Origin of the sequence: Prolixibacter bellariivorans ATCC BAA-1284 (assembly GCF_000621705.1) — a bacterium.
GTDB classification, from domain to species: Bacteria; Bacteroidota; Bacteroidia; order Bacteroidales; family Prolixibacteraceae; genus Prolixibacter; species Prolixibacter bellariivorans.
In genome coordinates this window covers 388,310-414,006 of the sequence record NZ_JHXO01000008.1, presented here as the reverse complement: position 1 = coordinate 414,006, position 25,697 = coordinate 388,310, and the positions used below count along the sequence as shown (strand labels likewise).

At 45.4% G+C, this 25,697-nt stretch carries 17 protein-coding genes; 15 read left to right on the top strand and 2 right to left on the bottom strand.

Going from position 1 to position 25,697, the window contains the following annotated elements; all coding sequences use genetic code 11:
- Positions 1 to 29: 29 nt before the first annotated feature.
- The 5 genes from T426_RS0111740 (at position 30) to T426_RS0111715 (ending at position 11,408) form a co-directional block, all read left to right on the top strand.
- Complete coding sequence (locus T426_RS0111740; RefSeq protein WP_027585741.1) at positions 30 to 6,761, top strand: DUF6443 domain-containing protein; 6,732 nt, start codon at positions 30 to 32, stop codon at positions 6,759 to 6,761.
- A gap of 11 nt (positions 6,762 to 6,772) precedes the next feature.
- The gene (locus T426_RS0111735) at positions 6,773 to 7,294 is read left to right on the top strand and encodes a hypothetical protein (RefSeq protein ID WP_081782494.1); all 522 of its coding nucleotides are present in this window, start codon (positions 6,773 to 6,775) and stop codon (positions 7,292 to 7,294) included.
- Between the two features lie 595 nt (positions 7,295 to 7,889).
- Positions 7,890 to 9,362, top strand: a complete 1,473-nt coding sequence (locus T426_RS25140; protein ID WP_262502894.1) for a polymorphic toxin-type HINT domain-containing protein — start codon at positions 7,890 to 7,892, stop codon at positions 9,360 to 9,362.
- 562 nt (positions 9,363 to 9,924) lie between these two features.
- On the top strand, positions 9,925 to 10,173 hold the full coding sequence (locus T426_RS0111720; RefSeq protein ID WP_036984777.1) for a hypothetical protein: 249 nt from the start codon (positions 9,925 to 9,927) through the stop codon (positions 10,171 to 10,173).
- A gap of 92 nt (positions 10,174 to 10,265) precedes the next feature.
- Positions 10,266 to 11,408, top strand: coding sequence for an MFS transporter (locus T426_RS0111715; protein WP_025865291.1), 1,143 nt, complete (start codon positions 10,266 to 10,268; stop codon positions 11,406 to 11,408).
- Here T426_RS0111715 and T426_RS26010 read toward each other — a convergent pair.
- Positions 11,405 to 11,992 carry a MutS-related protein gene (locus tag T426_RS26010; protein ID WP_262502895.1) on the bottom strand — a complete coding sequence of 196 codons (588 nt, stop codon included), beginning with the start codon at positions 11,990 to 11,992 and terminating at the stop codon, positions 11,405 to 11,407. The two genes, T426_RS0111715 and T426_RS26010, sit on opposite strands and share 4 nt — an antisense overlap.
- 35 nt (positions 11,993 to 12,027) lie before the next feature.
- Entirely contained in the window at positions 12,028 to 13,020 is a 993-nt protein-coding gene (locus T426_RS26005) for a hypothetical protein (protein WP_199898661.1), read from the bottom strand.
- A 215-nt stretch (positions 13,021 to 13,235) separates the two neighbouring features.
- Between T426_RS26005 and T426_RS0111705 the strand changes: the two genes are divergently transcribed.
- The 10 genes from T426_RS0111705 (at position 13,236) to T426_RS23525 (ending at position 25,628) form a co-directional block, all read left to right on the top strand.
- A complete protein-coding gene (locus tag T426_RS0111705; protein ID WP_025865292.1) occupies positions 13,236 to 14,546 on the top strand; it encodes an MFS transporter in 1,311 nt (436 codons plus the stop codon).
- Between the two features lie 181 nt (positions 14,547 to 14,727).
- On the top strand, positions 14,728 to 16,299 hold the full coding sequence (locus T426_RS0111700) for a carboxyl transferase domain-containing protein (RefSeq protein ID WP_027585739.1): 1,572 nt from the start codon (positions 14,728 to 14,730) through the stop codon (positions 16,297 to 16,299).
- An 88-nt stretch (positions 16,300 to 16,387) separates the two neighbouring features.
- Positions 16,388 to 17,176 carry an enoyl-CoA hydratase-related protein gene (locus T426_RS0111695; RefSeq protein WP_025865293.1) on the top strand — a complete coding sequence of 263 codons (789 nt, stop codon included), beginning with the start codon at positions 16,388 to 16,390 and terminating at the stop codon, positions 17,174 to 17,176.
- Positions 17,176 to 19,170: an acetyl/propionyl/methylcrotonyl-CoA carboxylase subunit alpha gene (locus T426_RS0111690; protein WP_051568981.1), complete on the top strand. Its 1,995-nt coding sequence runs from the start codon at positions 17,176 to 17,178 to the stop codon at positions 19,168 to 19,170. The genes T426_RS0111695 and T426_RS0111690 overlap by 1 nt, the downstream gene beginning before the upstream one ends.
- A gap of 2 nt (positions 19,171 to 19,172) precedes the next feature.
- A complete protein-coding gene (locus tag T426_RS0111685) occupies positions 19,173 to 20,321 on the top strand; it encodes an acyl-CoA dehydrogenase family protein (RefSeq protein WP_027585736.1) in 1,149 nt (382 codons plus the stop codon).
- A 27-nt stretch (positions 20,322 to 20,348) separates the two neighbouring features.
- On the top strand, positions 20,349 to 21,359 hold the full coding sequence (locus tag T426_RS0111680; RefSeq protein WP_025865295.1) for a beta/alpha barrel domain-containing protein: 1,011 nt from the start codon (positions 20,349 to 20,351) through the stop codon (positions 21,357 to 21,359).
- Positions 21,356 to 22,678 (top strand): hydroxymethylglutaryl-CoA reductase, encoded by a 1,323-nt coding sequence (locus T426_RS0111675; protein WP_025865296.1) that lies wholly within the window; start codon positions 21,356 to 21,358, stop codon positions 22,676 to 22,678. Before T426_RS0111680 ends, T426_RS0111675 begins: the two co-directional genes overlap by 4 nt.
- Positions 22,671 to 23,606 carry a GYDIA family GHMP kinase gene (locus T426_RS0111670; protein WP_025865297.1) on the top strand — a complete coding sequence of 312 codons (936 nt, stop codon included), beginning with the start codon at positions 22,671 to 22,673 and terminating at the stop codon, positions 23,604 to 23,606. The genes T426_RS0111675 and T426_RS0111670 overlap by 8 nt, the downstream gene beginning before the upstream one ends.
- Positions 23,599 to 24,672, top strand: a complete 1,074-nt coding sequence (locus T426_RS0111665) for a diphosphomevalonate decarboxylase (RefSeq protein WP_025865298.1) — start codon at positions 23,599 to 23,601, stop codon at positions 24,670 to 24,672. Before T426_RS0111670 ends, T426_RS0111665 begins: the two co-directional genes overlap by 8 nt.
- Positions 24,672 to 25,628 carry a mevalonate kinase family protein gene (locus T426_RS23525; RefSeq protein ID WP_025865299.1) on the top strand — a complete coding sequence of 319 codons (957 nt, stop codon included), beginning with the start codon at positions 24,672 to 24,674 and terminating at the stop codon, positions 25,626 to 25,628. Before T426_RS0111665 ends, T426_RS23525 begins: the two co-directional genes overlap by 1 nt.
- The last annotated feature ends 69 nt before the right edge of the window (positions 25,629 to 25,697 follow it).

Here is a 25,697-nt window from a genome sequence, read left to right as displayed (position 1 = left end):
TCTACCTATTCAAACTAAAACTTAGTCCAATGAAATCAATACAAACAATCATATTTTTCCTTGCCTTGTTTTTGATGCATATGCCATCAAACGGGTATTCGGTCAATCGTGAAACAGAGGAGCAGTCTGCCGGTACGGCTGTTGCTTCACCTGAAATTTCCGTCCCGAGTGGATGTGTAACCAGCGTTAACCCCGGTTCCGTCAGTTTTGAGGATGTGGGAGGAACTATATTTATTGAAGTCTTGAGGCAGGATGCAAACTGCACCTTTACGATTAGTGAACAAGCCTGGTGGCTGTCCATTCAGAATGAAACTTTTCGAGGCTTTGATATTGTCTGTAGTCCTAACGAAATGGCAGCATCCCGGTCCGCCACCGTTAATGTCGATGGTATCAATGTTACCGTCACCCAGAAGGGAGTTGTCATCAACTCCTACAATGTAACGGGAGGAGGGACTCTTTGTTCCGATGGTTCCCCTGGTTCAGGTGTGGATGTGGGGTTGGCCGGGTCTGATATCGGGGTCAGTTATGCATTGAGACGAAACGTAACCACAACTGTCATGACATTGTCGGGAACAGGTTCCGCTTTGGATTTTGGAAAACAGACCGTCACGGGGAGCTATACGGTTGTAGCCTCCAAAAACGGGTTAAACCAACAGATGCCAGGGTCGGCATCTGTTGTGGTCAATCCGCTACCCAGTTCCTTCACTTATGGTGGCGGCGGAGTACTGACTCCATGCATTACGAGCGCAAGCATTGATCTGATATGGAGTGAGACCGATGTGACATATACGTTATACTGTGATGGAAATCCGGTTAGTAGTAAGGACGGTGATGGGGGACTCATGACCTGGGATGGTTTGACGACACCTGGTAATTATGAGATTATTGGGGTTTCAACCAACGGTTGTCAGGCCAGTATGTCAGTGTCAGGAAGCGCCAGTATTTCGCAACAAACGGCCTTGGATCCCGGAATTATCAGCGGTTCAAAGTGGGTTTGCTATAATAGTCCGGCCGGAGAATTAAAAAATGAAACACTGGCAACAGGTGGTGATCCCTCTAAATACGAATACATCTGGGAGGTATCGACCGATGAGATTAACTGGACAGGGATTAATAACACCGATGTTGCAAGTTATTCTCCTACGGAGAGTTTGACTTCGACGCATTATTACCGCCGCACGATAAGCGATGGTTGTGAGATAAAGCACACGCAAAGTGTTACGATTTTGGTTCACGAGCAGTTGATTCCTGGTAGCATTAGCGGTACAAAAAACATTTGTTACGGTAGTTCTGCCGGAATATTAGACAATGAAAATTTGGCCACCGGGGGGGCGGGAGAACTCAGTTACCAGTGGGAGGTATCGACCGATAACAGTACCTGGATACCGATTGCTAATACCAATGTTGCGAGTTATCAGCCACCGGGTACCCTGACTTCAACTCATTATTACCGGAGAACGGTGTCCGACATCTGTGACACGAAAGCTACTGCCAGTGTCAAAGTAACTGTGGGTGCCGAGCTTATTCCGGGAAGCATCATTGGCACAAAAACGATTTGTTACAATAGTTCCGCCGGGAGCTTAGACAATGTAAATGTGGCGACGGGAGGCTCAGGAACTCTCAGCTACCAGTGGGAGGTATCGACTGATGGTAGTAACTGGACCAGAATCGGAAGCACCAATGTTGCAAGTTATTCTCCGGGTACTTTAACTTCGACCCGTTATTACCGGAGAACAGTATCCGATGATTGTACGACAAAAGCTACTGCCAGTGTCAAAGTAACTGTAGGTGCCGAGCTTATTCCGGGAAGCATCATTGGTACAAAAACGATTTGTTACAATAGTTCCGCGGGGAGCTTAGACAATGTAAATGTAGCCACCGGGGGCTCAGGAGCTCTCAGTTACCAATGGGAGGTGTCGACCAATGGTAGTACATGGACAGGGATTGGTAGCACCAATGTTGCAAGTTATTCTCCGGGTACTTTGACCTCGACCCGTTATTACCGTCGAACGGTATCCGATGACTGTACAACAAAAGCTACCGCCAGTGTCAAAGTAACTGTAGGTGCCGAGCTTAATCCGGGAAGTATCATTGGCACAAAAACGATTTGTTACAATAGTTCCGCGGGGAGCTTAGACAATGTAAATGTAGCCACCGGGGGCTCAGGAGCTCTCAGTTACCAATGGGAGGTGTCGACAGATGGGAGTAACTGGACCGGAATTGGTAGCACCGATGTTGCGAGTTATTCTCCGGGTACTTTGACCTCGACCCGTTATTACCGTCGAACGGTATCTGATGATTGTGTAACGAAGTATAGCAATGTTGTCACCGTTTCAGTTAATTCCGAGCTTAATCCGGGAATCATCAGTGGAACCCAAACGATTTGTTATGATAGTTCAGTTGGAACATTAAGCAGTGCAAATCTGGCTACCGGGGGCTCAGGAACTCTCAGTTACCATTGGGAGGAATCGACCGATGGTAGTAACTGGACAGGGCTCGATAACAGCAATGTTGCAAGTTATCAACCACCGGGTACTTTGACCTCAACCCATTATTACCGTCGAACGGTATCTGATGACTGTACAACAAAAGCTACCGCCAGTGTAACGATAACTGTTCGTGCCCAGCTTGATCCTGGGAGTATTAATGGAACACAAAATATATCCTATAACACCCAGCCCGATCCGTTAACAGGAAGCACTGCTACGGGTGGTACTGGAAGTTATGAATACACATGGTACGAGTCGACTGACAACAGCACCTGGACCCCGATTAATAACAGCAATGCTGTGAGTTATTCACCCGGTGTTTTGACACAATCGACCTGGTATTACCGTAAAGTAACTGACCTGGGAGGATGTGGCAGTGTGAACAGCTCGAGTGTCAAAGTATCGGTGTACAACGCTCCGACGATGCCACCGTCAGCTGAAGCGAGTTATAGCAGTGGACAAACGGTTTTGTCCAAGCCCTCTGCTTTAACTTCATATGAAGAGTATTACTGGCAGACGGGCAGTACCGGTACATCGATGGCCGACGGTAATGCTACAAAACTCTATACGACTGATAATACCTATTACCTTCGTTCGTACCATACGGTTTTAGGCACTTGGGGCCCGACGCGCGTTGGTGAAGTAATGGTGTATACTCAACCCGGTATACCTCCAACACCAGAGATCACTATGGAGGATGGAAAGACAACGGTTAGTCTGGATAGTATAGGGATTCCCGAAGGAGAGACCTATTACTGGGAAGATTCAGCGGAAGGCGAAACGACAGATAATTCTTCAATGGTCAGGGAATTTTCTGCTTCCAAAACAGTATATCTTCGTTCCCGTTTAGGTGCACCATCGTACCTGTGGAGTGATGCATTAACGGTGGAGGTTGATGTCATCCCATCGGAGACTGCGTATTCGAATAAAAACTATGTCAGTCAGATGACTATCCGCCAGGAAGGAATCACGGACACGGCTTCCGTTGCTTCGTTAACGGCGGCACAAAAGAGCGAAACAGTGAACTACTTTGACGGCCTTGGGCGGTTAGCCCAGGAAGTGCAGGTGAAGGCTTCTCCCGGATTAGCAGATATCGTACGTCCGGTGCGGTATGATGCGTATGGGCGGGAAGCAATGAAATTCCTGTCATATCCTAAAGCAAATTCCAACGGAGCTTTTGTTGCAACGGATTCAACCGAACAGGCAGCTTACTATACTGAGCTTCACGGTAGCGCTGACGGCACAACGGCTTTTGCTGAAACTGTATTTGACAACTCTCCCCTGAACCGGGTAATGGAACAGGGAGCCCCGGGGCAGGCCTGGCAGCTTGCTGGTGGGCATACGGTGAAAATGGGATACCTGCCGAACCAGGCAGACGAAGTGGCCCTGTACCGGGTCGATCCGGTTACCGATTCGCTGGCTGTCGGAAGCCCGTCATGGTATGATGCAGGGACCCTGTATAAAACGGTAACCAAAGATGAGAACTGGACCGACCAGGGCTCGGTTGCGCTGAACAAGCTACATACCACCGAGGAGTTTAAGGACAAGTTGGGACAGGTGGTGCTGAAACGGAGTTATGTATTGGCATCCGGCAGCACTACCCAGGTGGATGAACTAAACACCTACTATGTGTACGACGATTTTGGGTTGCTGCGCTATGTATTCCCGCCCAAGGTTTTTGCGGACGGGAATAACAGTATCAACACCAGTGAGATGGATTCGTTGTGTTATACCTACAAGTACGACGGCCGGAAACGGATGATCGAGAAGAAGCTTCCGGGGGCCGATATCGTGTACATGGTATACGACAAACGTGACCGTCTGATAGAGATTCAGGACGGTAATATGCGGCACCTGGGACAATGGCAGTTTACCAAGTACGATAAGTTGAACCGCCCGGTATTGATTGGTATCAAGACTACCGTGAAAACCCGGGAAGATCAGCAGGCCTACCTGGATTCCTATGAAGGTATCTATTATGAAAGCCGTGATACCTCCGACATTGGGTATACTCTGGATCAGAGCTTTCCTGTTAAGTTCTCGGTTATGGAAAAGAAACTGCAGAAAGTGATTTATTATGACGACTATGATTACCCGGGGAGCAAGGCTTTTGATGACGGTGCGAACGTTAGCGGTTACAGCGATACTTCGGGAGACAGCCGTTATTTTGATAATGTAAAAGGACAGGTAACCGGTGTGCGGGAAAAGGTGCTGGACGATAATGAACTGACTACCGACGGTATCTGGCTGGTTACCACAACGTATTATGACGACCGTTACCGGGTGATTGAAACCCTGCGAGACTTGTATCCGCAAAGCAGTGGTAACTATGAAGTAACCAGCTCGGAGTACGATTTTACAGGTGATGTATTGCAAAGCAAAACGGTACAGTCCTTCGAAGGGAACAACAATACGGTTCTGGAAACCTACAGTTATGATCACCGGGGAAGGATGACGCAGGTGAAGTACAAACTGAACGATAACCCGGAGATCATCCTCTCTTCGATGGAATATAACGAGCTGGGACAGTTGGAACGGAAAACGTTGAACGGTGCCCCGGGAGCCGGCGTACAGGAACTGAACTACGCGTATAACATCCGGGGGTGGCTGAGCCAGATCAATGACCCGGGAGTAGATCCGGGCAGTGGCAGCCAGCACCAGTTTAATATGGCGCTGTACTACAACACGGTGCCATCCGGACTGACTGCCGACCAGCAGTACAACGGAAACATCTCCGCTACGGAATGGAACACACAGTACAACGACGGCTCTCTTTCGCCGCTGGGAAAACAAGGGTATGGCTTTACCTATGATGCCTTGAACCGGTTGAGAACAGCTAATTATGGCGAGGGCAGCAATTTTGCCACCAATGTTGGGGTCAATAATGTGAGCATCCCGGAATATGACTGGAACGGGAATATTGTCAAACTGAACCGGCACATGAAGCGGTCGGGGACTGTTGACAGCCTGTCGTTCTCTTACATTGGGAACCAGCTGAAGGCCGTAAGCGAAGCGGGTGACCGGCACATTGGTTTTACCGAAGGAAGGACCCCGCACGATGTGGAGTACACCTATGACCTGAACGGTAACCAGACCGATGATGATAACCTGGGGCTGACCGCTATTCGTTACAATTACCTGAACCTGACGCGTCGGTTGTTTGTGGGGAAACACAAAATCAGGTATCTTTATACTTCCGGTGGCGTGAAGTTGTGCAAGCAGAATATAATAGATGGTGATACCACATCGTACTACTATACGGGCAACTTTATGTACCAGGGAAGTTCATTGAAATATATCCTGAATGAAGAGGGGATGGTAACGACTCCTTCAAACCCTGTGTACCTGTACAATTTGAAGGACCATCTGGGTAATACCCGTATCCAGGTTGATGATGCCGGCACAGTGGTTCAGCAGGTGGATTACTACCCGTTTGGTATGGCCCTTAAAATATCGGGTTCATCCGACAACAAGTACCTGTACAACGGGAAAGAGTTGCAGGACGATGCCATTGGCCTGGGCAATATGGACTGGTATGATTATGGCGCCAGGTTTTATGACCCGGCGTTGGGTAGGTGGCATTCGGTTGATCCACTAGCTGAAAGTTGTTACAATAACAGTTCTTACTCTTATACAATGAATAATCCCATTCGGTTTATCGACCCTGATGGTATGAGGACTGATGAATATATTTTCAATGAAAAAGGCGATTATACTGGGAAAATAAAAAAGCCTGGAGAACATACTGGATTAGTACTTGGGAGTAGTACACGAAAACCACTTTCCTTTAAATTTGCTGACCCTGAAAATGATCCGAAGGCTATTGATAAAGGAGAAATCGCTGGAGTAGAAATAGTTAGCGATAAAACAATTTCTGAAGTTTTAGATGAATCAGGGGTAAACGATAAAGAAAATCAAGCGAATAAAGTTGAATTTATTACTAGTGAAAGCGATGCCTCTAACTTAAAAGGAGAAGGGAAAATGGATTATGTTGTTACAGCTAAGCCATCAATAGACGGGGTAAAACAACCAATAAGGGCTGATAAGTTATATATTACCAAGACGGCTTCTGGAGCTGTTGCGCATAACAACTATAATTTTGGTAATTTTTTATGGGGAGCAGGTGCTAGTAAATTAGGATTCTCAAAGTTCGCCGCAAAACTTGGAGCTCATATCAATAGCTTAATGGATCCACATTATAGGAGTTTAGATTCAAAGGACGACCAATATTCTATTGGATTGGGATATGAATGGAGTAAGTCAAATAAGTAATGCATACAATTATGAAAACTTTAGCAATTTTTTTTCTGTTACTTATCTTTCAGAATTGTGATACAAAAGAATTTCCTTTAGAGGTAAAGAAGATATATTCATCGAATAAAGAAAAGCCTTTTTCTGAATTTGAGAATTGGAATATTTATTTAAGAGGTGGAAAGAATGATGTTTATGTTTTTGATTACATGCTAAATGACAAAATAGAAGCTCGTTACTTGGTTACCGACGGAGAGCCCGTCATGTTTAAACGAATATTTCCTTTTCAAGATTCTGTGTTTTTTTCACTAAATAAAGATTCCCTTCATAGATATTCAGGAAAATCTATAATAAGCAAGAAATTGTATTTAGATTTTAAATCCTTAGGAATTGATGCAATATTTTACAGGCCAAAGGAAAAGTTGTTTTTGTTAAAAAAAGATAAGGTTACTTTAGTCAGAACGGTAGAGCCTCAAAATAGACTTTCTGACAGTTTGCGAGTTGTGAATTATAAAAAGATTGATCCCCATTGGTTTTATTTTAGAGATGAGTGATTAGAGGCCTTATGGCTTTAGTAAACTCAATGCGATGTAACGAAGGACAATAAGATGAGTTTGGAAGTCAGTATATTGTCCTTCGTTATAATATTTGATTATGTTTTGTGTTGTAACTGATAGGAAAATCCCTTGATGATAATCATCAGAGGTAAATTAAGTTATTAGGGTGTGAGAAGGCTCCCAAAGACCTTCAAGTACGTTTAATATATAATGTTTAGAACGTCTATAAGAAGTAGCCATGTAAATTTTGGGGCTTACAACCTCATTTAAGAATTGTGAAACATGATTAATTCCATAGTCAGAGAGTCAGCTCAGCAGCATCTCCGGTACGTATAATGGAATCTATAAAAGTGGCACTTTCAGCTACGACGGCAACGGAAACGCTACCAGTGACGGCCTACGTGGTTTGACGGTTACTTACTTCGATGAGCTGAACCTGCCGAAGCAGTACTACCAGAATTCGACGAATAAGGTCGACTACACGTATGATGCCGGGGGTAACAAGTGGAGTAAAACGGCTACCGTTTCGGGTACTGCTTCCACCACCCTTTACGATGGTACCTTTATTTACGAGAACGGCACCCTGAAAAAAGTGTTGACTTCCGAGGGGTATTACGACCCGTCGGCCGGGCGGTACTATTATTACCTGAAAGACCACCTGGGGAATACGCGCTTAACATTCCATTACAGTGGCACGACGGCAGTAGTCGACCAGGAGGTTGAGTACTACCCGTTTGGCATGGCACTGAAAATAGCAGGTTCTTCCGACAACAAGTACCTGTACAACGGCAAGGAACTGCAGGATGATGCCATTGGCAACGGTACACTGGACTGGTATGATTACGGAGCAAGGATGTATGATGCGGCATTAGGAAGGTTTCATACTGTGGATCCGCTTTCTGAAAAGTATAATTTCCAATCTACCTACGCCTATGCCGCAAACAATCCGATGAAATATATTGATTTCATGGGGATGAAACCGGATTCAGCCAACACGCAGACAAATCCTGCATTAAATGATTTTTTGATGCGGTTGTTTAATGGTACGCATTCTTCCCAGACTTTTACATTTGGTGATAATGGGGCAAGTCCTTATGTTACTCAAAGCGCCTCTGAACAGGAGGGACAAAACGGTCCTGCTGATTTAAATTTTGAGCTTTTTAACAATGTTAATACATCTCTTTCCTTTACACTTGGAGCAGCAGGTTATAACATCGGCCAAACATTGGGTGCTGGCTCTAATTTATCCAGATTTAAACCACTAACAAGTGGTAGTGGTTCAATTACCAGTTTTCCGACAAACTCAGGATGGAGATATCTCGGTCTAGATGGAGCAAAAGCACTTAAACTTGGAGGAGTTTTTAGAATGGGAGGTAACATATTAGGGGGTATTGGCTTATTTTCCACTGCATATCAGATGATAACGAAACAAATATCCGCGAAGGAGGGGGGGACAGATATGGGGGCTGGTGTGACAGGATTTTTCGGAATTATGGGGATGAGTTTTTCAGGTGTTTATTTTGGAATGAAGGCGATGGGACAATTTGACCCTGTTTTTCTAAACGCAGTTGAACAACAAAATAAGCAATACCAAAGGTCCTTAATACAAGGAACCCGAAGTGGTACTCAATATTATATGAACATGTCTCCTGTATGTTTCAAAGCGGGCACGAAGATAGTATATAATGACGACAGCCTCCGGGATATCGAGAAAGTATGTATCGGAGATACGGTAAGAACATTCAATTTAAAAACTTCTATGGTAGAAAATAGTGTTGTTTCCAATACAATCATCAGATCAACATCTGAAATATATAAGCTTACTTTTGGTTCTGAAACCGTATATGTAACGGCAGAACATCCATTTTATGTGAAAAATCAAGGATGGGTAAAAGTGTGTAACCTTAGAGTTGGGCAATTATTGATTACTTCTGATGAAGGAAAGACACCTGAAATAGAAATGATAGAAAAATTGAATGAGAAAATGACTGTTTATAATATAACTGTTGAAGGCAACCACAATTACTTTGTAGGTAATCAGGAAGTATTAGTGCATAACAAATAGCGAAATGAATATGTATTATTACACATTTTACTGGATATACTCAATTTATAGACGTTTAAGTGACGATGAGTATTTTTACTATTTTGCTGTTGGAATATACAGTGCAATAGTAACTTGCGGAATAATAGGGATTGTTGGCATTATTGATTTCGTTTTATTGCATTTAAATATTTTGTTTAGAAATGGAATAATTCTTCCTGGTATTTATGTAGGGACTTATTTATTCAATTACTTTCTTTTCATTGTAAATGATAGACATATCAAGCAGTACTCCTACTATGAGAAGCACAGGCAAAATGAAAAGACCTTGTTTGCAGTTGTATTAATCATAGTATTTATAGCCTTGTGCGTGACAACTCTTTATATTACAAGTTTAAACTATGGTTAAAATGTAAAATAGGAAAGCCCGGCAAATCGTCGGGCTTTTTCTTTATATCGCTTTGAGTTTAGTAGATTTAATAAGGTTATAGGATGTATGGAAAATGTAGTTTCTGTCCTCGTCTGGTAACAGCTCAATATCTTCGAGGCGTTTTAAAAGCTCCTTGTTCAATACAGAACATTGTTGGAACTGCTTAACGAGGAAAGAACTTTGCAGCCTACCGGAAAGCAGGGATACGGCTTTACCTACGATGCATTGAACCGGCTATTGACAGCCGACTATGGCGAAGGTAGTAGTTTGACAACCAATGCCGGTGCCAACAACGTAACTATTTCGGGTTATGACTGGAATGGAAACATCACCGGACTGACCCGGCAGTTGAAGGGGACGGCGAGGCTGAGAATATGGCTAATCTTGTTACCAAATGCTTAAATCGGACCTTTGGGTTTTCAATCTTTTTCTGGAAGAAGTACCTTTGCCCCATCGTTTTGATGCGTTTTACGCGTATCTGAAAAAGACCTGCCATGAGCAAAAACTCCCGTTATCTCACTTCTGTTCTTTCCATTACACTGGGAATGCGCCTTTTCTCCATGTCCATCATCATTCCGTTTCTGTCGGTTTATGCATTGAATCTGAAAGGGGGAGCTCCATGGCTGACCGGTTATGCATTAGGTATTTTCGGATTGACACAGGCGGTGTTGCAGATTCCGTTTGGCGTCCTGAGTGACCGGATTGGGTACAAAAAGGTGATGGTGGCGGGTTTGCTGATGCTGATTGCCGGATTGCTTACTGCAGCTTACGCACCCTCGGTTTACTGGCTCATCTTTGCCCGTGCGTTGCAGGGGAGTGGAGCCATCGTCACGGTAGGGTATTCCTGGATATCGTCGGTGGCAAGTGACGAAACCCGTGACAAGAAACTGACCCGGCTGGGAGCCGTTCTGGGCACCTTCACCATGTTGTCCTATACCATCGGGCCGTTGATTCACATCTTCCTGAAGGTCGACCGGATGTTTATCTTTTCCGCTGGTTTGATGGTGATTTGCCTTTTCTGGGTATTATTCGGGACAAAACAGGTTGATCCGAATATGCGTCGGATACACCACCAAAAACGAAAAGGCAAAACGGTCTTCAACCGGAAAACGTTTATGCGGGGATTGTTGCTGACAGTCAATAACCTGCTGATGATGGCTTTCTTTTTTATATTGCCTATTTTACTGGAAGGAAAGCTTGAAACCCGCCAGATGTGGATGATCCTAACGCCGGCGATATTAGTAGCGATGGCTTTTCTGACCCTCTTTTCACGATTGGCATCAAAAAGCAAAGCAAAGCCGGTGATGCTCTTCCTTTATCTGTTGGAAGGGATTGGATTCTTGTTGCTTTACGGGCAATCGTTTCCCGGAATCATCGCCGGAACTGTTCTTTTGATGACGGGTTCCTTTTCCGTGTCCACTATCGTTCCCATGTTGCTGAATCGTGATATTGATAACGAACAGCGGGGAACCGGAAATGGTATCGTAGTTAGTCTGCAGTATTTCGGTTCTTTTCTGGGTGCAGCGGTCACCGGATCTCTTTGGAGTATATCTCCGGATATTGCCTTTCTGTTTACCGGGATTTTCTCTGTTCTTGGGGTGGTGCTGGTGTTAACGTTTCCACAGAAAAAAGACTAGCCTTCCAGTTTCTTTGCTATCTCTGCTTTTCTATCCAACTCATGAGATATCGTCATGGCATCTTCAATGATTGTTTTAGGATAATCATTGATTTGTAAAATTTTGATAGCATTCCGGTTTTTCAATTTCCCATTCTTTAGTTTATAATCAAAATCAATGGATTGGTGGTTGATGATTTCGCTGAAGTGAAATAGTTCATATTCTTCTTTCAGTAAATCGGCCAGTTCAATGTCGTGTGTCGAAACGAAAACGATATGATTATTCTGATTTAAAGAGGAAAGAACTGCTTTGCCTGCTGAAATCCGTTCAATCGTATTGGTGCCTTTGAAAAGTTCGTCGAGGAGATAAAGATTGGGATGTTGAGTATCAGCATAGTTAATCATCTCTTTAATGGTCAGAACCTCCTGGAAGTAATAGCTCCGATCATTCATCAGGTCATCGCTAATTCGAATGGCAGTAAAAATGCGCATTTTAGCTAATGAGAAGTGACGGGCAAAGCAGGTATTTATCGTTTGAGCGGTAATTGCATTAATTCCGATGGTACGAATAAAGGATGTTTTACCAGACATGTTAGAACCGGTCAGGAGAATCGATTTTCCGTTTATCTCAATGTTGTTTGTTACCAGTCGGGAATAAGCGGATGATAAAGCTCTTTTGCTGATATTTTCTTATTCTGTTCGTTAATTTCCGGTTGGCAGTAATGAGTTAATCCATTTCGGAGCGAAGCGATAGAAATTAATGTGTCTATCTGGCCGACAAATTCAAATACCTCTTCAATTTGTTTCCTTTTGGAATCCAGTTGTTTTAGTACACCAAACAGTAGTAGTGGTTCTAATAAAAAGATGATTTTTATGATATCCACGAATGCCCAAAATATGGCTACTGCGTCTCCTCCCAAATTAGCCTCCAATTTGAATAGTGACATCCGATTCCTGACTTTATTGATGTCTTTTATGGAAGAGGACAAATTGGGATTTAGCTTTTTTAACGATTGGTCCTTGAATAGTTCCCGTGCTACGCTGTTCATAATAAGCAGTTGCGGGACAGAAGCCAGATAAGCATATAGGTTACGTTTATTCCGGTAATGCAGGGCAAAATTGATAAGAATGATGAAAGACCAAAAAAACAGGATCTGTGGCAGGAAAGGGATTAGTATGAGTGAAAGCAAACTGGAGAGCGATAATATCCTGATAAGAAAAAACCATTTGGGCGGTTGCAGGTATTCATCCTGGAAAAGGGCAGGGATGTAATAAGATTCTCTTTTGTCCAGTTTCTTCAGTTTCTTCTGTATGGCTATCCGATATGCTGGCTCGTTTGTAAGACGCTTGAGCAATGCTTCGTGAGTTGCAACTTCCGGATGATGCTCCGGAATGACCCGAAGTTTGTTGTAGAGATATTGCTGGCCGACTTTTGATTGTGTCCGATCAAGAAACATGAACAGTTCTTCAAAATCCAAATCATCGCAAGTTTTATCTGATATTATCTGGAAGGCATCAGGATGCTGCTTTTTCCTAAAATACTTCCCGATAGAATCGAAATCAAAAGTTGCGTCTTTTAGTTTGCCGAACGATTGTTGCAGGTTTTCCTCTTCTTTTTTACGGTTAAATACCATTGGTCGTGGAGTAATGATTGATGATTTGAATCATCTAAAAGTATTCCATCCCAAATGAATGGCAAAATATTCCACAAGGTAAAATCAGCTAAAATGAAAAAATCCCCGGGGCAGAACTATTTCATTTAAAGCTTTCGTTAAAGCTGCACGCTTACGTGCCAAAAAAGGTTCACAGAAGTTTTGATTCCATACCTTTGCATCTTAATTTCTTTCATATGCCGAACTACGCTAAGATTCCTTTTCGTGTTGATCGCTGGCCTTTTTTCTACGGTTGGTTTGTTGTGTTGATAGGAACGCTGGGAGTTCTGTTCAGCATTCCCGGACAAACGATGGGTGTTTCGGTTTTTACCGACCATTTGATTGGCGAATTGAACATCTCGCGCGACCAGCTAAGTCTGGCCTATATGTTCGGCACCATTGGTAGTTCTTTGTTTCTTACCCTTGCGGGAAAATGGTACGACCGCTATGGTGTTCGTCTTGTGATGAGCGGAGCAACCATTACCCTGGCTTTTGCTTTGGTTGTAGCTTCTTTTTCTCCGGCCATTGTTTTGTTAGGGAGAGGACTTACATTTTTGCCGTTATCCTATTTCGCTGTGTTCGTTATGAGTTTGCTCTTTTTCCTGATTCGTTTTTCAGGACAAGGCGTAATGACATTGGCATCGCGAAACATGATTATGAAGTGGTTCGACCGGAAACGTGGTCTGGCCAATGCACTGAGCAGTGCTTTTGTCAGTTTTGGTTTTTCTATGTCGCCGCTAATTCTCGCATGGGGTATCAACCGGTTCGAATGGTTTGGAACATGGCGCTGGCTGGCAGTATTGTTACTACTTTTCGCTGTACTTGTATTGGTTTTCTACCGCGATAATCCGGAAGTCTGCGATCTGTTGCCTGATGGCAAAACTACGCGCCCTTTGACAGAGAAAGAGCAGATTCAGCAAAACCGGAAACAATTTACCCTGCAAGAGGCACGAAAAACAACTGCCTTCTGGGGCGTTGCTATTGCAAATACGTACAACGGATTTTTTATTACCGGATTAACCTTTCATATTTTATCCATTTTTAAGACGGTTGGAATGGATGAATCCAAAGCATTGGGGATTTTCCTTCCGGCTACGGTTATCTCCGTCATCGTTTCCATTGGCGGAAACTACATCAGTGATTTCGTTCGTTTGAAATATCTTCTTTTAATTATGGCGCTGGGAGGTATATTGTCGTCGGTTGGATTGATTATGCTTGGTGATGGATGGAGTTATTATGTGCTGATTTTAGGAAACGGAATCGTGAGCGGAATATATAGTGTTCTTTCTGCGGTGGCATTTCCCCGCTTTTTTGGCCGTAAACATCTCGGCGCCATTTCCGGCTTCAATATGTCGATGATTGTTTTTGGCAGCGCCATTGCTCCTTTGATTTTTAGTTTGAGCAAAACGCAGACCGGTAGCTATTATTCGGCCGGGATGTTTTCCCTGACGATTGCCGTACTGATATTCCTGCTCGCAACCCGCGTTCGCAATCCCCAACAAAGTTAAACGTTCATACTTCCTATTTTGAATGATTCGGGTCAATTTGTTACTCATTTCCCGATTTGTTGGTTGATATTCAGTATCAGTTGGAAAAATCCTGTCCTTTTGTTTCATTTTTGTGCAAATTTAATTGAACAAAAAACTTTTATATTCATTTAAGACATGAAACTCTTATATTGCGGCAGAATTGAAACAGCTTAGATCCGAAATAGACGAGCAGTCTCCTGACTTTATGGAAAGAGTCGGGGAGTATGAAAATGTGCTGAATTCCTACCGGGAAGCGCTCAGGCAGACGGTTGATCGGGAACAGGAACCAGCGATGAAAAAACATCTGGACAGGGGAAAACTGCCGGCACGTAAACGCATCAGTTTACTGATTGATCCGCAGACTCCCTTTCTGGAGCTTTCATCTTTGGCTGCATACGATCAATATAACAACCAATTTCCATCGGCAGGAATCATTACCGGTATCGGTCGTATTCATGGCCGCGAAGTGGTGATTATTGCCAATGATGCTACCGTGAAGGGTGGTACCTATGTGCACGAAACGCTGAAAAAGCACATTCGGGCACAGGAAATTGCTATGCAGAATAATTTGCCATGTGTGTATCTGGTGGATTCCGGGGGAATATTCCTGCCGGAGCAGGCACGATTGTTTCCCGATAGGTTTGATTTCGGTCGCATTTTTCATAACCAGGCCCGGATGTCGGCGGAAGGAATCCCGCAGATTTCAGTGGTGATGGGCTCGTGTACGGCTGGCGGCGCTTATGTTCCGGCCATGAGCGACGAAACCATCATGGTGAAAAACCAGGGGACCATTTTCATTGGAGGTCCGCCTTTGGTGAAAGCGGCTACCGGCGAAGATGTGGATGCGGAGGAACTGGGTGGCGCACTGGTGCACACGGGAATTTCGGGTGTAGCTGATCACCTGGCGGAGAACGATATTGACGCATTAAAAAAGTGCCGCAGCATTATCGAGACGTTGCCGTTGCCTGACAAACAGGTGTTGGATGTGGTTCCACCGGAAACTCCTTTATACAAAGCATCAGAACTGTATGGTCTGGCTCCGGTTGATTTGAAAAAGCCGGTCAGGATGCGGGAAATCATTGCCCGTTTGGTAGATGGTAGCAAGTTCCAGGAATTCAAGGAGCGCTACGGAACGACTATTATTACTGGTTTTGCCCGGATTATGGGCTATCCGGTTGGCATTGTTGCTAATAATGGTTTTCTCACGTCGGAGGCGTCGTTAAAGGCGGCTCATTTTATCGAATTGTGCAACTTCCGGAAGATTCCGTTGTTGTTTTTGCAGAACATTACCGGCTTTATTGTCGGGAAAAAATATGAACAGGAGGGCATTGCCCGTAATGGCGCAAAACTGATTCATGCAGTAGCCACGGCAAGTGTTCCTCGTTTTACGGTGATTATTGGTGGTTCATATGGTGCCGGCAATTATGCGATGGCCGGTCGGGCGTACGATCCGAATTTCCTGTTTATGTGGCCGAATGCCCGCATTGGTGTAATGGGAGGTGAGCAGGCATCGCAGGTGTTGCAATCCATCGGAAAGAAAGGTGGAAAGAGCGGCGCACCCGATTTGGTCAGCCAGTTTGAAGAGGAAAGTCGCGCACTGTACAGTACATCTCGCATTTGGGATGATGGCATTATCGATCCTACCGAAACGCGGAGTGTGCTGGGCCTGGCTATTTCGGTTTCACTAAACCGGAAAATAGCTGAACCTAAAACCGGTATTTACCGTATGTAGGATAAGTGTTGAATTGATTGATAAAAAAAGAGATTCACAGAGAAATCTGTATTTGCATAACCTGATTGATTTGCGTAAGCATTGGTCTATGGAAGAATACCAAACCATATCGGTTAAACCGGAAGGAAAAACATTAAATCTTTGGTTAAACCGAAGTGAAGTGCATAATGCGCTTAACCGTCAGATGATTGTTGAGCTGCACCGTTTTTTTCAGTGGGCAGAAGAACAGCCGCATTTCCGTTTCGTGGTGATTCGTGGCCACGGGAAATCCTTCTGTGCCGGTGCCGATTTGAACTGGATGAAAGAATCAGCGAACTTAAGTGACGCGGAGAATCTGGACGACAGTCGGTTGCTCACTCAAATGCTGATGGCCATTTTTCGAAGTTCGAAAGTGGTCATCGGTGCGGCGTATGGTAATATTTTTGGAGGTGGAACGGGTTTGTTGGCAGCTTGCGATATGGCTTATACAGTTACCCGTGCCCGGTTCTCGTTGAGTGAGACCCGTCTTGGACTGGTGGCGGCCAGTATTACACCTTTGTTGCTGAAACGAATGAAACCCTCGCGGCTAAAAGAATTGATTTTTTCAGGGAGCCATTTTAATGGAACTGAAGCTTTTGAAAATGGTTTAGCTGATCGGGTTTTCGAATCTGTCGAAGAGATGGACAGATACATCCTTCAGTTATTGGAACAGATGCTGAAAGGCGGTCCACGTGCAGTTGTTCGATCCAAGCAGTTAATCAATGAATTGACCGATGGACCATCGATGGACGAATATATGAAGCAAATGCCTGAACTGTTGGCGGAAGTACGGGTTACCCCGGAAGCACAGGAAGGTATTACCGCATTTTTAGAAAAACGAACTCCCGATTGGCCGTAATGATGCAGAGATTGGAAAAAATATTGATAGCCAACCGGGGCGAAATTGCGCTTCGAATTATTCGGGCCGCTCGTTCCATGCACATTTCCACTGTTGCGGTTTACTCCGAGGAGGAAGCTGGTGCTTTGCATGTTCGTCAGGCCGATGAGTCGGTTTCGCTTGGAGCTGGCTCGCTGAATGATACCTATCTGAATATTGAAAAGATGATTCAGGTAGCGGTTCAAACCGGTGCTCAGGCCATTCATCCGGGCTATGGTTTTCTTTCGGAAGATTATCGCTTTGCGGAAGCTTGCGCTGAAGCGGGGATTATCTTTATTGGTCCCGATGCTGAGGTGTTGAAGCTGATGGGCAATAAGATGGAGGCCAAACAATTTGCTCAGAAACTCGGAATTTCTGTATTACTGGGGCAAATGTTGATTGCCGGGGAGTTGAACGGCGAAGCCAAAACGCTGGAGTATCCGTTGCTGATTAAAGCTTCCCACGGAGGTGGTGGAAAAGGAATGCAGATTGTCGGTTCGGCTGAAGAGTTGAATGAAAAACTGACTCAGGCATCCCGTGCCGCAGCAAATTACTTTGGAAACGGCGAAGTGTACGTTGAGCCTTACGTCGAAAAGGCCCGCCATATCGAAGTGCAGATTTTGGGCGATGGTCACGGTAACCTGGTTCACCTATTTGAGCGCGATTGTACGCTACAGCGGAATCATCAAAAGATAGTAGAAGAAGCGCCTGCAGCCAATCTTCCGGCTTCCGTACAAAAGAAACTCCTGGATGCAGCCTTGTTGCTGGGAAAAGAAACCAACTATTCGGGCGCCGGAACGGTGGAGTTTTTGGTGGAACCCGATGGCCGCTTCTGGTTTATGGAGATGAACCCGCGTATCCAGGTGGAACATCCGGTAACCGAGGAAGTGACGGGAATTGATATCGTTCGGGAACAACTGCGAATTGCTTCCGGCGAACCGCTCTCATTTCGACAAAGCGACGTTTCGCTGAAAGGACATGCCATCGAGGTGCGTATCTATCGCGAAGATCCGGAGAAAGCGTTTGCGCCGTCGTCTGCACCGGTTAATTTTTACCGGTTGCCCGGAAATGGTGTCCGGCTGGAGACCGATTTGGACGGGGATAACGAAGCCGGAAGTCAGTTCGATCCGCTAATCGCGAAGATTATCACTTCCGGCGAAAGCCGAAGCGATGCGTTGGCGAAGATGGGACTGGCACTGAAAGAACTGTCTGTTCATGGTCCGAAGACCAATCTTTTGTATCTGAAACACTTGTTGAACGAAACTTCGGTTGTCAACAACGAAATACATACCGCCTTTATTGGCGAACAGCTTCAGGAACATCTGGATGGCTTGCAGAAAAGCCGCGAGAATGTATCACGGGAAGTTCTGTTGGCTGCGTATTTGCACCTCGGCTTTCTGCGTAAGCAAAATGAAGCGGTTGATACCTGGGAGCAGGTCGGCTTTAACCGCCTGAAAAATGAGGTGGAAATTTCCATTGATGAACAAGTGTTTCCGCTTGCTTTTCATTCCCGGAAGGGAAATAGTTTCCAATTACAAGTCGGAGATAAATCGTTTACCGTTTCAGTAAAAGAAACAGACACACAGTGCTTAACGGTTTCGCTGGATGGAATGAACCACGGTATTTTCTGGTCAAATCATCCGGTAGCCGGGAAATGGCTGGATTCAGATGGCTTTCATTTTCAGTTGACCAGCCCTGATTTGCTGGAAGACTATCATGGTGAAGCCGCCGGAGAGGAGCAGGAAACGGCCGAAGATGAAGCGGTGGTTCGCTCGCCGCTGCACGGAAAGATTATTGATATTCAAGTCAAACATAAACAAACCATCAAAAAAGGGGAGGTGTTGCTGGTTATCGAATCGATGAAATCGGAAAACCATGTCACATCACCCCGAGCAGCAAAAGTCAAATCCATTGCTGTAGAAGTTGGCAGCCAGGTAACTGACGAAATGCCTTTAATTATTCTGGAGGATATTTAACTATGGACGAATTATTGCCCAAACACTACGCAGACTATCGAAAGCGAGTCAGAGATTTTGCAGAGAAGGAGATCCACCCTGTTGCAATTGAGAACGACGAAAATGAGCATTTTCCTGTTGATTTGACAAGGAAAATGGGCGAAGCCGGACTTTTTGGAATTGCCATTCCGAAGGAGTATGGTGGCCAGGGACTCGATACGTTGTCGTATATTATTGCGGTGGAAGAGTTGGCCCGAGTGGACAGTTCACCGGCTGCTACCATAGCTGCCCACAATTCACTGGGAATCGCGCCAATTTATTCTTACGGGACGGAGGAGCAGAAGAAGAAATTTATTCCGGGCTTGTGTACGGGAGAGAAACTTTGGGCATTTGGATTAACGGAATTGACAGCCGGTTCGGATGCTAAAGGTGTCGCATCGCGCGCCGAATTGGTCGATGACGAGTGGGTCATCAATGGTTCCAAGATGTTTATTACCAACAGCGCATCGGAAATTGCTTCCGGCATTACCCTGCAAGCTATTACCGGTGAAGAGGATGGAAAAAAAGAGTTGACAGCGATTCTGGTCCCCCGCGAAACGCCGGGATACGAAACCTGGCCGGTGAAGGGAAAGCTGATGTGGCGTTCGGTGGACAACGGCAAGATGAAGTTTACAGATTGCCATGTACCGGAAGAAAACATGCTCGGTAAGCGTGGTGAAGGTATCAAGATTATGCTTGCAACACTCGATGGCGGACGCTTGTCGATTGCAGCCATGGGACTCGGTCTGGCACAAGGCGCTTTCGAAATGGCGGTGAAACATGCCAAAAAGCGCGAGCAGTTTGGTAAGCCGATTGCCGAATTTCAGGCGGTTTCCTTTAAGCTGGCCGAGATGGCTATGCGCATTGAGTTGGCCCGAAATACGCTGTATCGTGCATGTCAGTTGAAAGATGCCGGAAAACCCTTCGGGAAAGAAGCGGCGATGTCGAAACTGTATTGCTCGGAAGTAGCCAAATTTGTGGCTGATGAGTCGGTTCAGGTTCACGGAGCCTACGGCCTGCTTCGCGAAAATCATATCGAGCGTTTCTACCGCGACCAGCGTTTGCTTCAGATTGGTGAAGGAACTTCCGAAATTCTGAGGATGGTCATTGGTCGTTATGTCTTAAAATCGTAAACTGTTTTTCAAAGAAATCAGATAAACATGGGCGCCGACCGCAAATTGGATCACATCAAACTGGCTTTTCAGTCGCAGATGAACGGAATCGCTGCTGATGAGCGGTTCTTCTACGAACCGATGTTGTCAGGACATCCGTCAGACAAACCGGAGGAAATTCCGTTTGCCGGGAAAAAACTGAAAGCTCCGGTTTGGGTTTCGAGCATGACCGGCGGTACCCAGTTGGCCAATACCATCAACCATAACCTGGCTCGTGCCTGCGGTGAATTTGGTTTGGGAATGGGACTCGGCTCCTGCCGAAAATTGCTGGATGACGACACCTATTTTTCCGATTTTGATGTACGCGCCGATATCGGTGAAGAGCAACCGCTCTATACCAATTTGGGGATTGCTCAGGTAGAAGAGTTGCTGGATAATGGGCAGACAGACAAAATCGAACGGCTCATTTCGCGCCTTCGTGCTGATGGATTGATTGTCCATATCAATCCGATGCAAGAGTGGTTGCAGCCGGAAGGAAATCTTATTCAGCATCCCCCGATTGAAACGGTGAAACGCTTGTTAGAGCAGGTGGAATTTCCGGTGATTGTAAAGGAGGTTGGGCAGGGATTTGGCCCTGAAAGTCTACTCCGGCTTTTAAAACTTCCGCTGGCAGCGGTTGATTTTGGTGCTTTTGGAGGAACCAATTTTGCCCGCATCGAACTGGAGCGCAACAGTGAATTGAACCGTGAATTGTACGAGCCGTTTGTGCGTGTCGGAATGTCCGCGGAGCAGATGCTCAATTCGGTGAATCAAATGGTCGATGGCGGTGAAGAAATCAAGTGCCGCCAGTTGATTATTTCCGGTGGTATACAGAACTTCCTCGACGGTTACTACCTGACGGGAAAATCGAAATTACCAGCCATTTATGCGCAGGCTTCTGCTTTCTTGAAATATAGCCAGGGGGAATATGCGGTGCTGAGAGATTATGTGGATGCCCAGCTGAAAGGTTTACGTATTGCCAAAGCTTTTCTTCGGATTAACGAAAATCATTCTGAATGACGAAAAACGAACGGATTATCAGTGGCTTTTCCAAACTGAACCGGTCGCAACGAATCGATTTAATATGGGACCGGCTGGGACTTGATGAGGCTTCCCGGTCGGTACTCGATAATTTCTTGCATCAAAGTCCGGCTACTCAATCACTTTTCGAAGAGTTTAGCGAAAACTTCCTGACCAATTTCTTTATGCCCATGGGCGTTGTTCCCAACGTTGTGGTGAACGATCAATCATATATCGTTCCGATGGTGATAGAAGAGAGTTCGGTGATTGCTGCTGCATCCAGAGCGGCCAAGTTTTGGGCATCTCGCGGTGGTTTCCAGGCCCGCGTAACCGGAATGGTCAAAAAAGGACAGGTGCATTTTTCCTGGTCAGGAGAATCGAAAGATTTGAAGGCTGCTTTCCCGTTTCTGAAAGAGAAAATGCTGGCGGCTACCCATGATTTAACGGCTCGCATGCGAAAGCGTGGCGGTGGTATCACTGCCGTGGAATTAGTCGACAAAACCGATGAGTTAGCTAACTATTACCAGGTCGATGTTTCCTTTGAGACTGCCGATGCCATGGGAGCGAATTTCATCAATTCGTGCCTGGAAATCATGGCCGGAGTGCTTGTTCAGGAAATGAATACGAAATTGGTGAGTGGTGAGGCGAGTGTCATTATGTCGATTTTATCGAACTACACACCGGATAGCCTGGTGGAATGTTGGGTGGAATGTGATATTGACGAGCTGGCTCCTTTCAGTGGAAAACTGAAACCAGTTGAGTTTGCCCAAAAGTTTACCACAGCCAGTCGCATTGCACAATTGGATGTATCGCGGGCGGTGACGCACAACAAAGGTATTTACAATGGCGTGGATGCCGTTGTGCTGGCTACCGGAAACGACTGGCGGGCCGTGGAAGCTTGTGGTCATGCCTATGCAGCTTCTAATGGAAATTACCGCAGCCTGACGTTTGCCGAAATCGACGGTAACCGTTTTCGTTACACACTTCGCCTTCCATTGGCTCTGGGCACCGTTGGCGGTCTGACGAAAACGCATCCGGTTTCGAAACTTGCTTTGGAAATGTTGGGCAAACCTGACGCAAAGACACTGATGATGATTGCAGCAGCAGCTGGTCTGGCTAACAATTTTGCAGCTGTTGCATCACTGACAACAGTTGGCATTCAACAAGGGCACATGAAAATGCATTTGACCAACATATTGAATCAGTTAGGGGCTAATGCTGAAGAAAAAAGTGCTTGCACACAATATTTCAGCGATAAAAATATCGCTTACGCGGAAGTAGAGAAATACCTGAATCAAATCAGGAATATCAATGGCTGAAACAACCAACACAAGAGTATTTTATTCTCGCGGCAAATTGTTGCTGACGGGCGAATATGCTGTGCTTCGGGGCGCGAGAGCATTGGCTCTTCCGTCGAAACTGGGGCAATACCTGGAAGTAGCAGAAGGAGATGAATCGGGCGTTTTGGTTTGGGAAAGCAATTCTCCTTCCGGGAGATGGTTTGAAGCCCGATTTCGTTTGCCGGAGATTGACATCGTTTCGAGCACAGATCAGAATAAAGCCGATGTCTTGCGTGAGTTGATGTTGACAGCCAGACAACTGCGTTCCGGTTTCCTGGAAAGGGAAAAAGCACTGCAGGTAACTTCTACGTTGGAATTTCTTCCCGAATGGGGATTGGGTTCCAGTAGTTCTCTGGTTTCCAATATTGCCGATTGGGCCAAGTGCGACCCATTTGAGTTGAACCGGCGGGTTTTTCACAGTTCCGGATACGATGTGGCCTGTGCCCGTTCCAAAAGTCCGATTCTGTATCGAAGAGTGAATGGATTGCCAGAGATTATTGCTGCCAAATTCCGGCCTCCATTTGGCAACAATCTGTGGCTGGTTTACCTGAACGAAAAGAAGAACTCACGGAATGCAGTAAAAGCATTCGCTGAGCAGAATGTGAAAGAGGAAATTCTTCGACGTATTTCTGATATCTCGGAAGAAGTGGTATTGGCTGATGATTTGGATACCTTTTGTAATCTTTTGAATGAGCACGAAAAACTGGTTGGTGAAATGACCGGTTTGATTCCTGTTAAGGAAAGACTTTTTCCCGAATTTGACGGCTGCATCAAGTCGTTGGGTGCATGGGGTGGCGATTTCATTCTGGCAGCGACCAGTTGGCCGGAAGGGGAAGTGAGAAAATGGTTTGGAGAGCGGGGATATGAAACGGTTCTTCCATTTAACGAAATGACTTCAAATGACTGATAAGATAAACAGCTGGAACGAAACGACCTGGGTTAGCCCATCGAATATTGCGTTGATAAAATACTGGGGAAAGCATGGCGAACAACTCCCTAATAATCCGTCGTTAAGCCTGACGCTGAAGAATTCGGTCACAAAAACACAACTTCGTTACCGGAAACTGGAGAAGCCTGTATCGGATTCGGAAGACTTAAAAGTTGCTTATTGGTTTGATGGAAAACGGAATGAGGCTTTTGAACGAAAAGTCATCATATATTTGGGACGTTTGCATACCGAAATGCCTTATTTACAGAACTACGAGCTGGAATTTCGAAGTGCGAACACATTTCCCCACTCTACCGGAATTGCTTCTTCGGCGTCATCGATGAGTGCCATTGCGCTTTGTTTAGTCGATATGGAACAACAGTTGGGATTGCGGAAGCCTCCCACGCAGGATGTATTCCGTCGTGCATCATTTTTAGCGCGGTTGGGGTCGGGTAGTGCCTGTCGCTCGGTATATGGTGGTTGGGTTACCTGGGGAGAGGATGGCTTGTTGCCTGAATCGTCCGATCGGTATGCATCGCCGTTGGAACAAACTGTTCCCGAACAATGGCAAAATTTGCGGGATGCTATTTTGATTGTTAATTCCGACAGAAAGAAAGTTTCGAGTTCTGCTGGTCACGGATTGATGAGTAATCATCCTTTTGCAGAGGGGCGCTACCGGCAAGCCCGAAAGCACTTGAATTGCATGATGCTGGCGCTTCAAAATAGTGATGAGAAAACCTTTATCGAAGTGGTGGAGAACGAAGCGCTGACGTTGCACAGTTTGCTAATGACTTCCTCGGAGGACGGTTTGTTATTGCAGCCTGATTCAATCAATATCATTAACGCAGTGCGCGCTTTTCGCGAAAAAACAGGTCTGATGGTTTGTTTTACGCTGGATGCCGGACCGAATGTCCACTTGCTCTATCTTGAGGAAGATAAGGAAACAGTTCAGCAATTTATTCAGGAAGAATTGCTTTCTTTCTGCGAAAACAATCAATGGATTGATGACCAGGTAGGAGAAGGTCCGTATAAAGTAGAAAATTGATGGAACGTTTCCCCGCAAAAATATTATTATTTGGCGAGTATAGCATTATTACCGGCTCGAAAGGACTGGCGCTTCCGTTCGATTTGTACGGTGGCAACCTGGCTTTTCCCGGCGGGAGAATGAATTCATACGAGAAGGATGCTGCGGATAGTTCGAACCGTCAGTTAGCGGAGCTGGCAGCCTATCTGGAGACCAAACGGGTAGACTCCCGTTTTTTTGATATTGTAGCACTCAGAAAAGATCTGGCGAAAGGTCTTTATTTTCAATCCAATATTCCCAATCAATATGGAGTGGGTAGCTCGGGAGCCTTAACTGCTGCGCTGTACCATCGGTATGGTTCGAGTAACCATGACCTGACATTGCATGAAATAAGGCAACAAATGGCCGTCATTGAGTCGTTTTATCACGGTACCAGTTCGGGGCTGGACCCACTGGTGGCGTATGTGCAAAAACCGGTTTGGATTAAAGGTACCGAAGAAATTAGTACAGCTGCCGGTTGGCCTGAAAAACTGCTGAATGAGTATGCTGTGTTTCTTATCGATAGCGGAGAACCCGGCGGGACTGGTGATTTGGTTAATTGGTTTATCGAACAACACGAGCAGTCTGGCTTTCGAAAGGTTTATCAGGATGAACTGGTCGATAATATCGATTTACTGATTGAGGACTTGATGAATGGCTGCTCAGACCGTATTCATTCTTCGATACAGCAAATTTCCCGTTTTCAGCTGAATCATTTCCGTCCGATGATTCCGATGGCATTCAGAAAACACTTCCGTTATGGTCTGGAATCGGGTGATTTTACAATGAAGCTTTGTGGCTCGGGAGGCGGTGGCTATCTGCTTGGCTTTACCAAGAATCGTATCGCAACAGAGAAGTATTTCCGTGAACGCGAAATCAATTGTCTATTTGTCGAAATGATTCCCGAAAGTGTGGGAGCGAACGGGCTTCGCTCGTAAAAAGAAAATGTACCACCAGCGCTATTTCGGCTACTAATGGTACATCTCCAATTTATTGTCTCTTGTTTT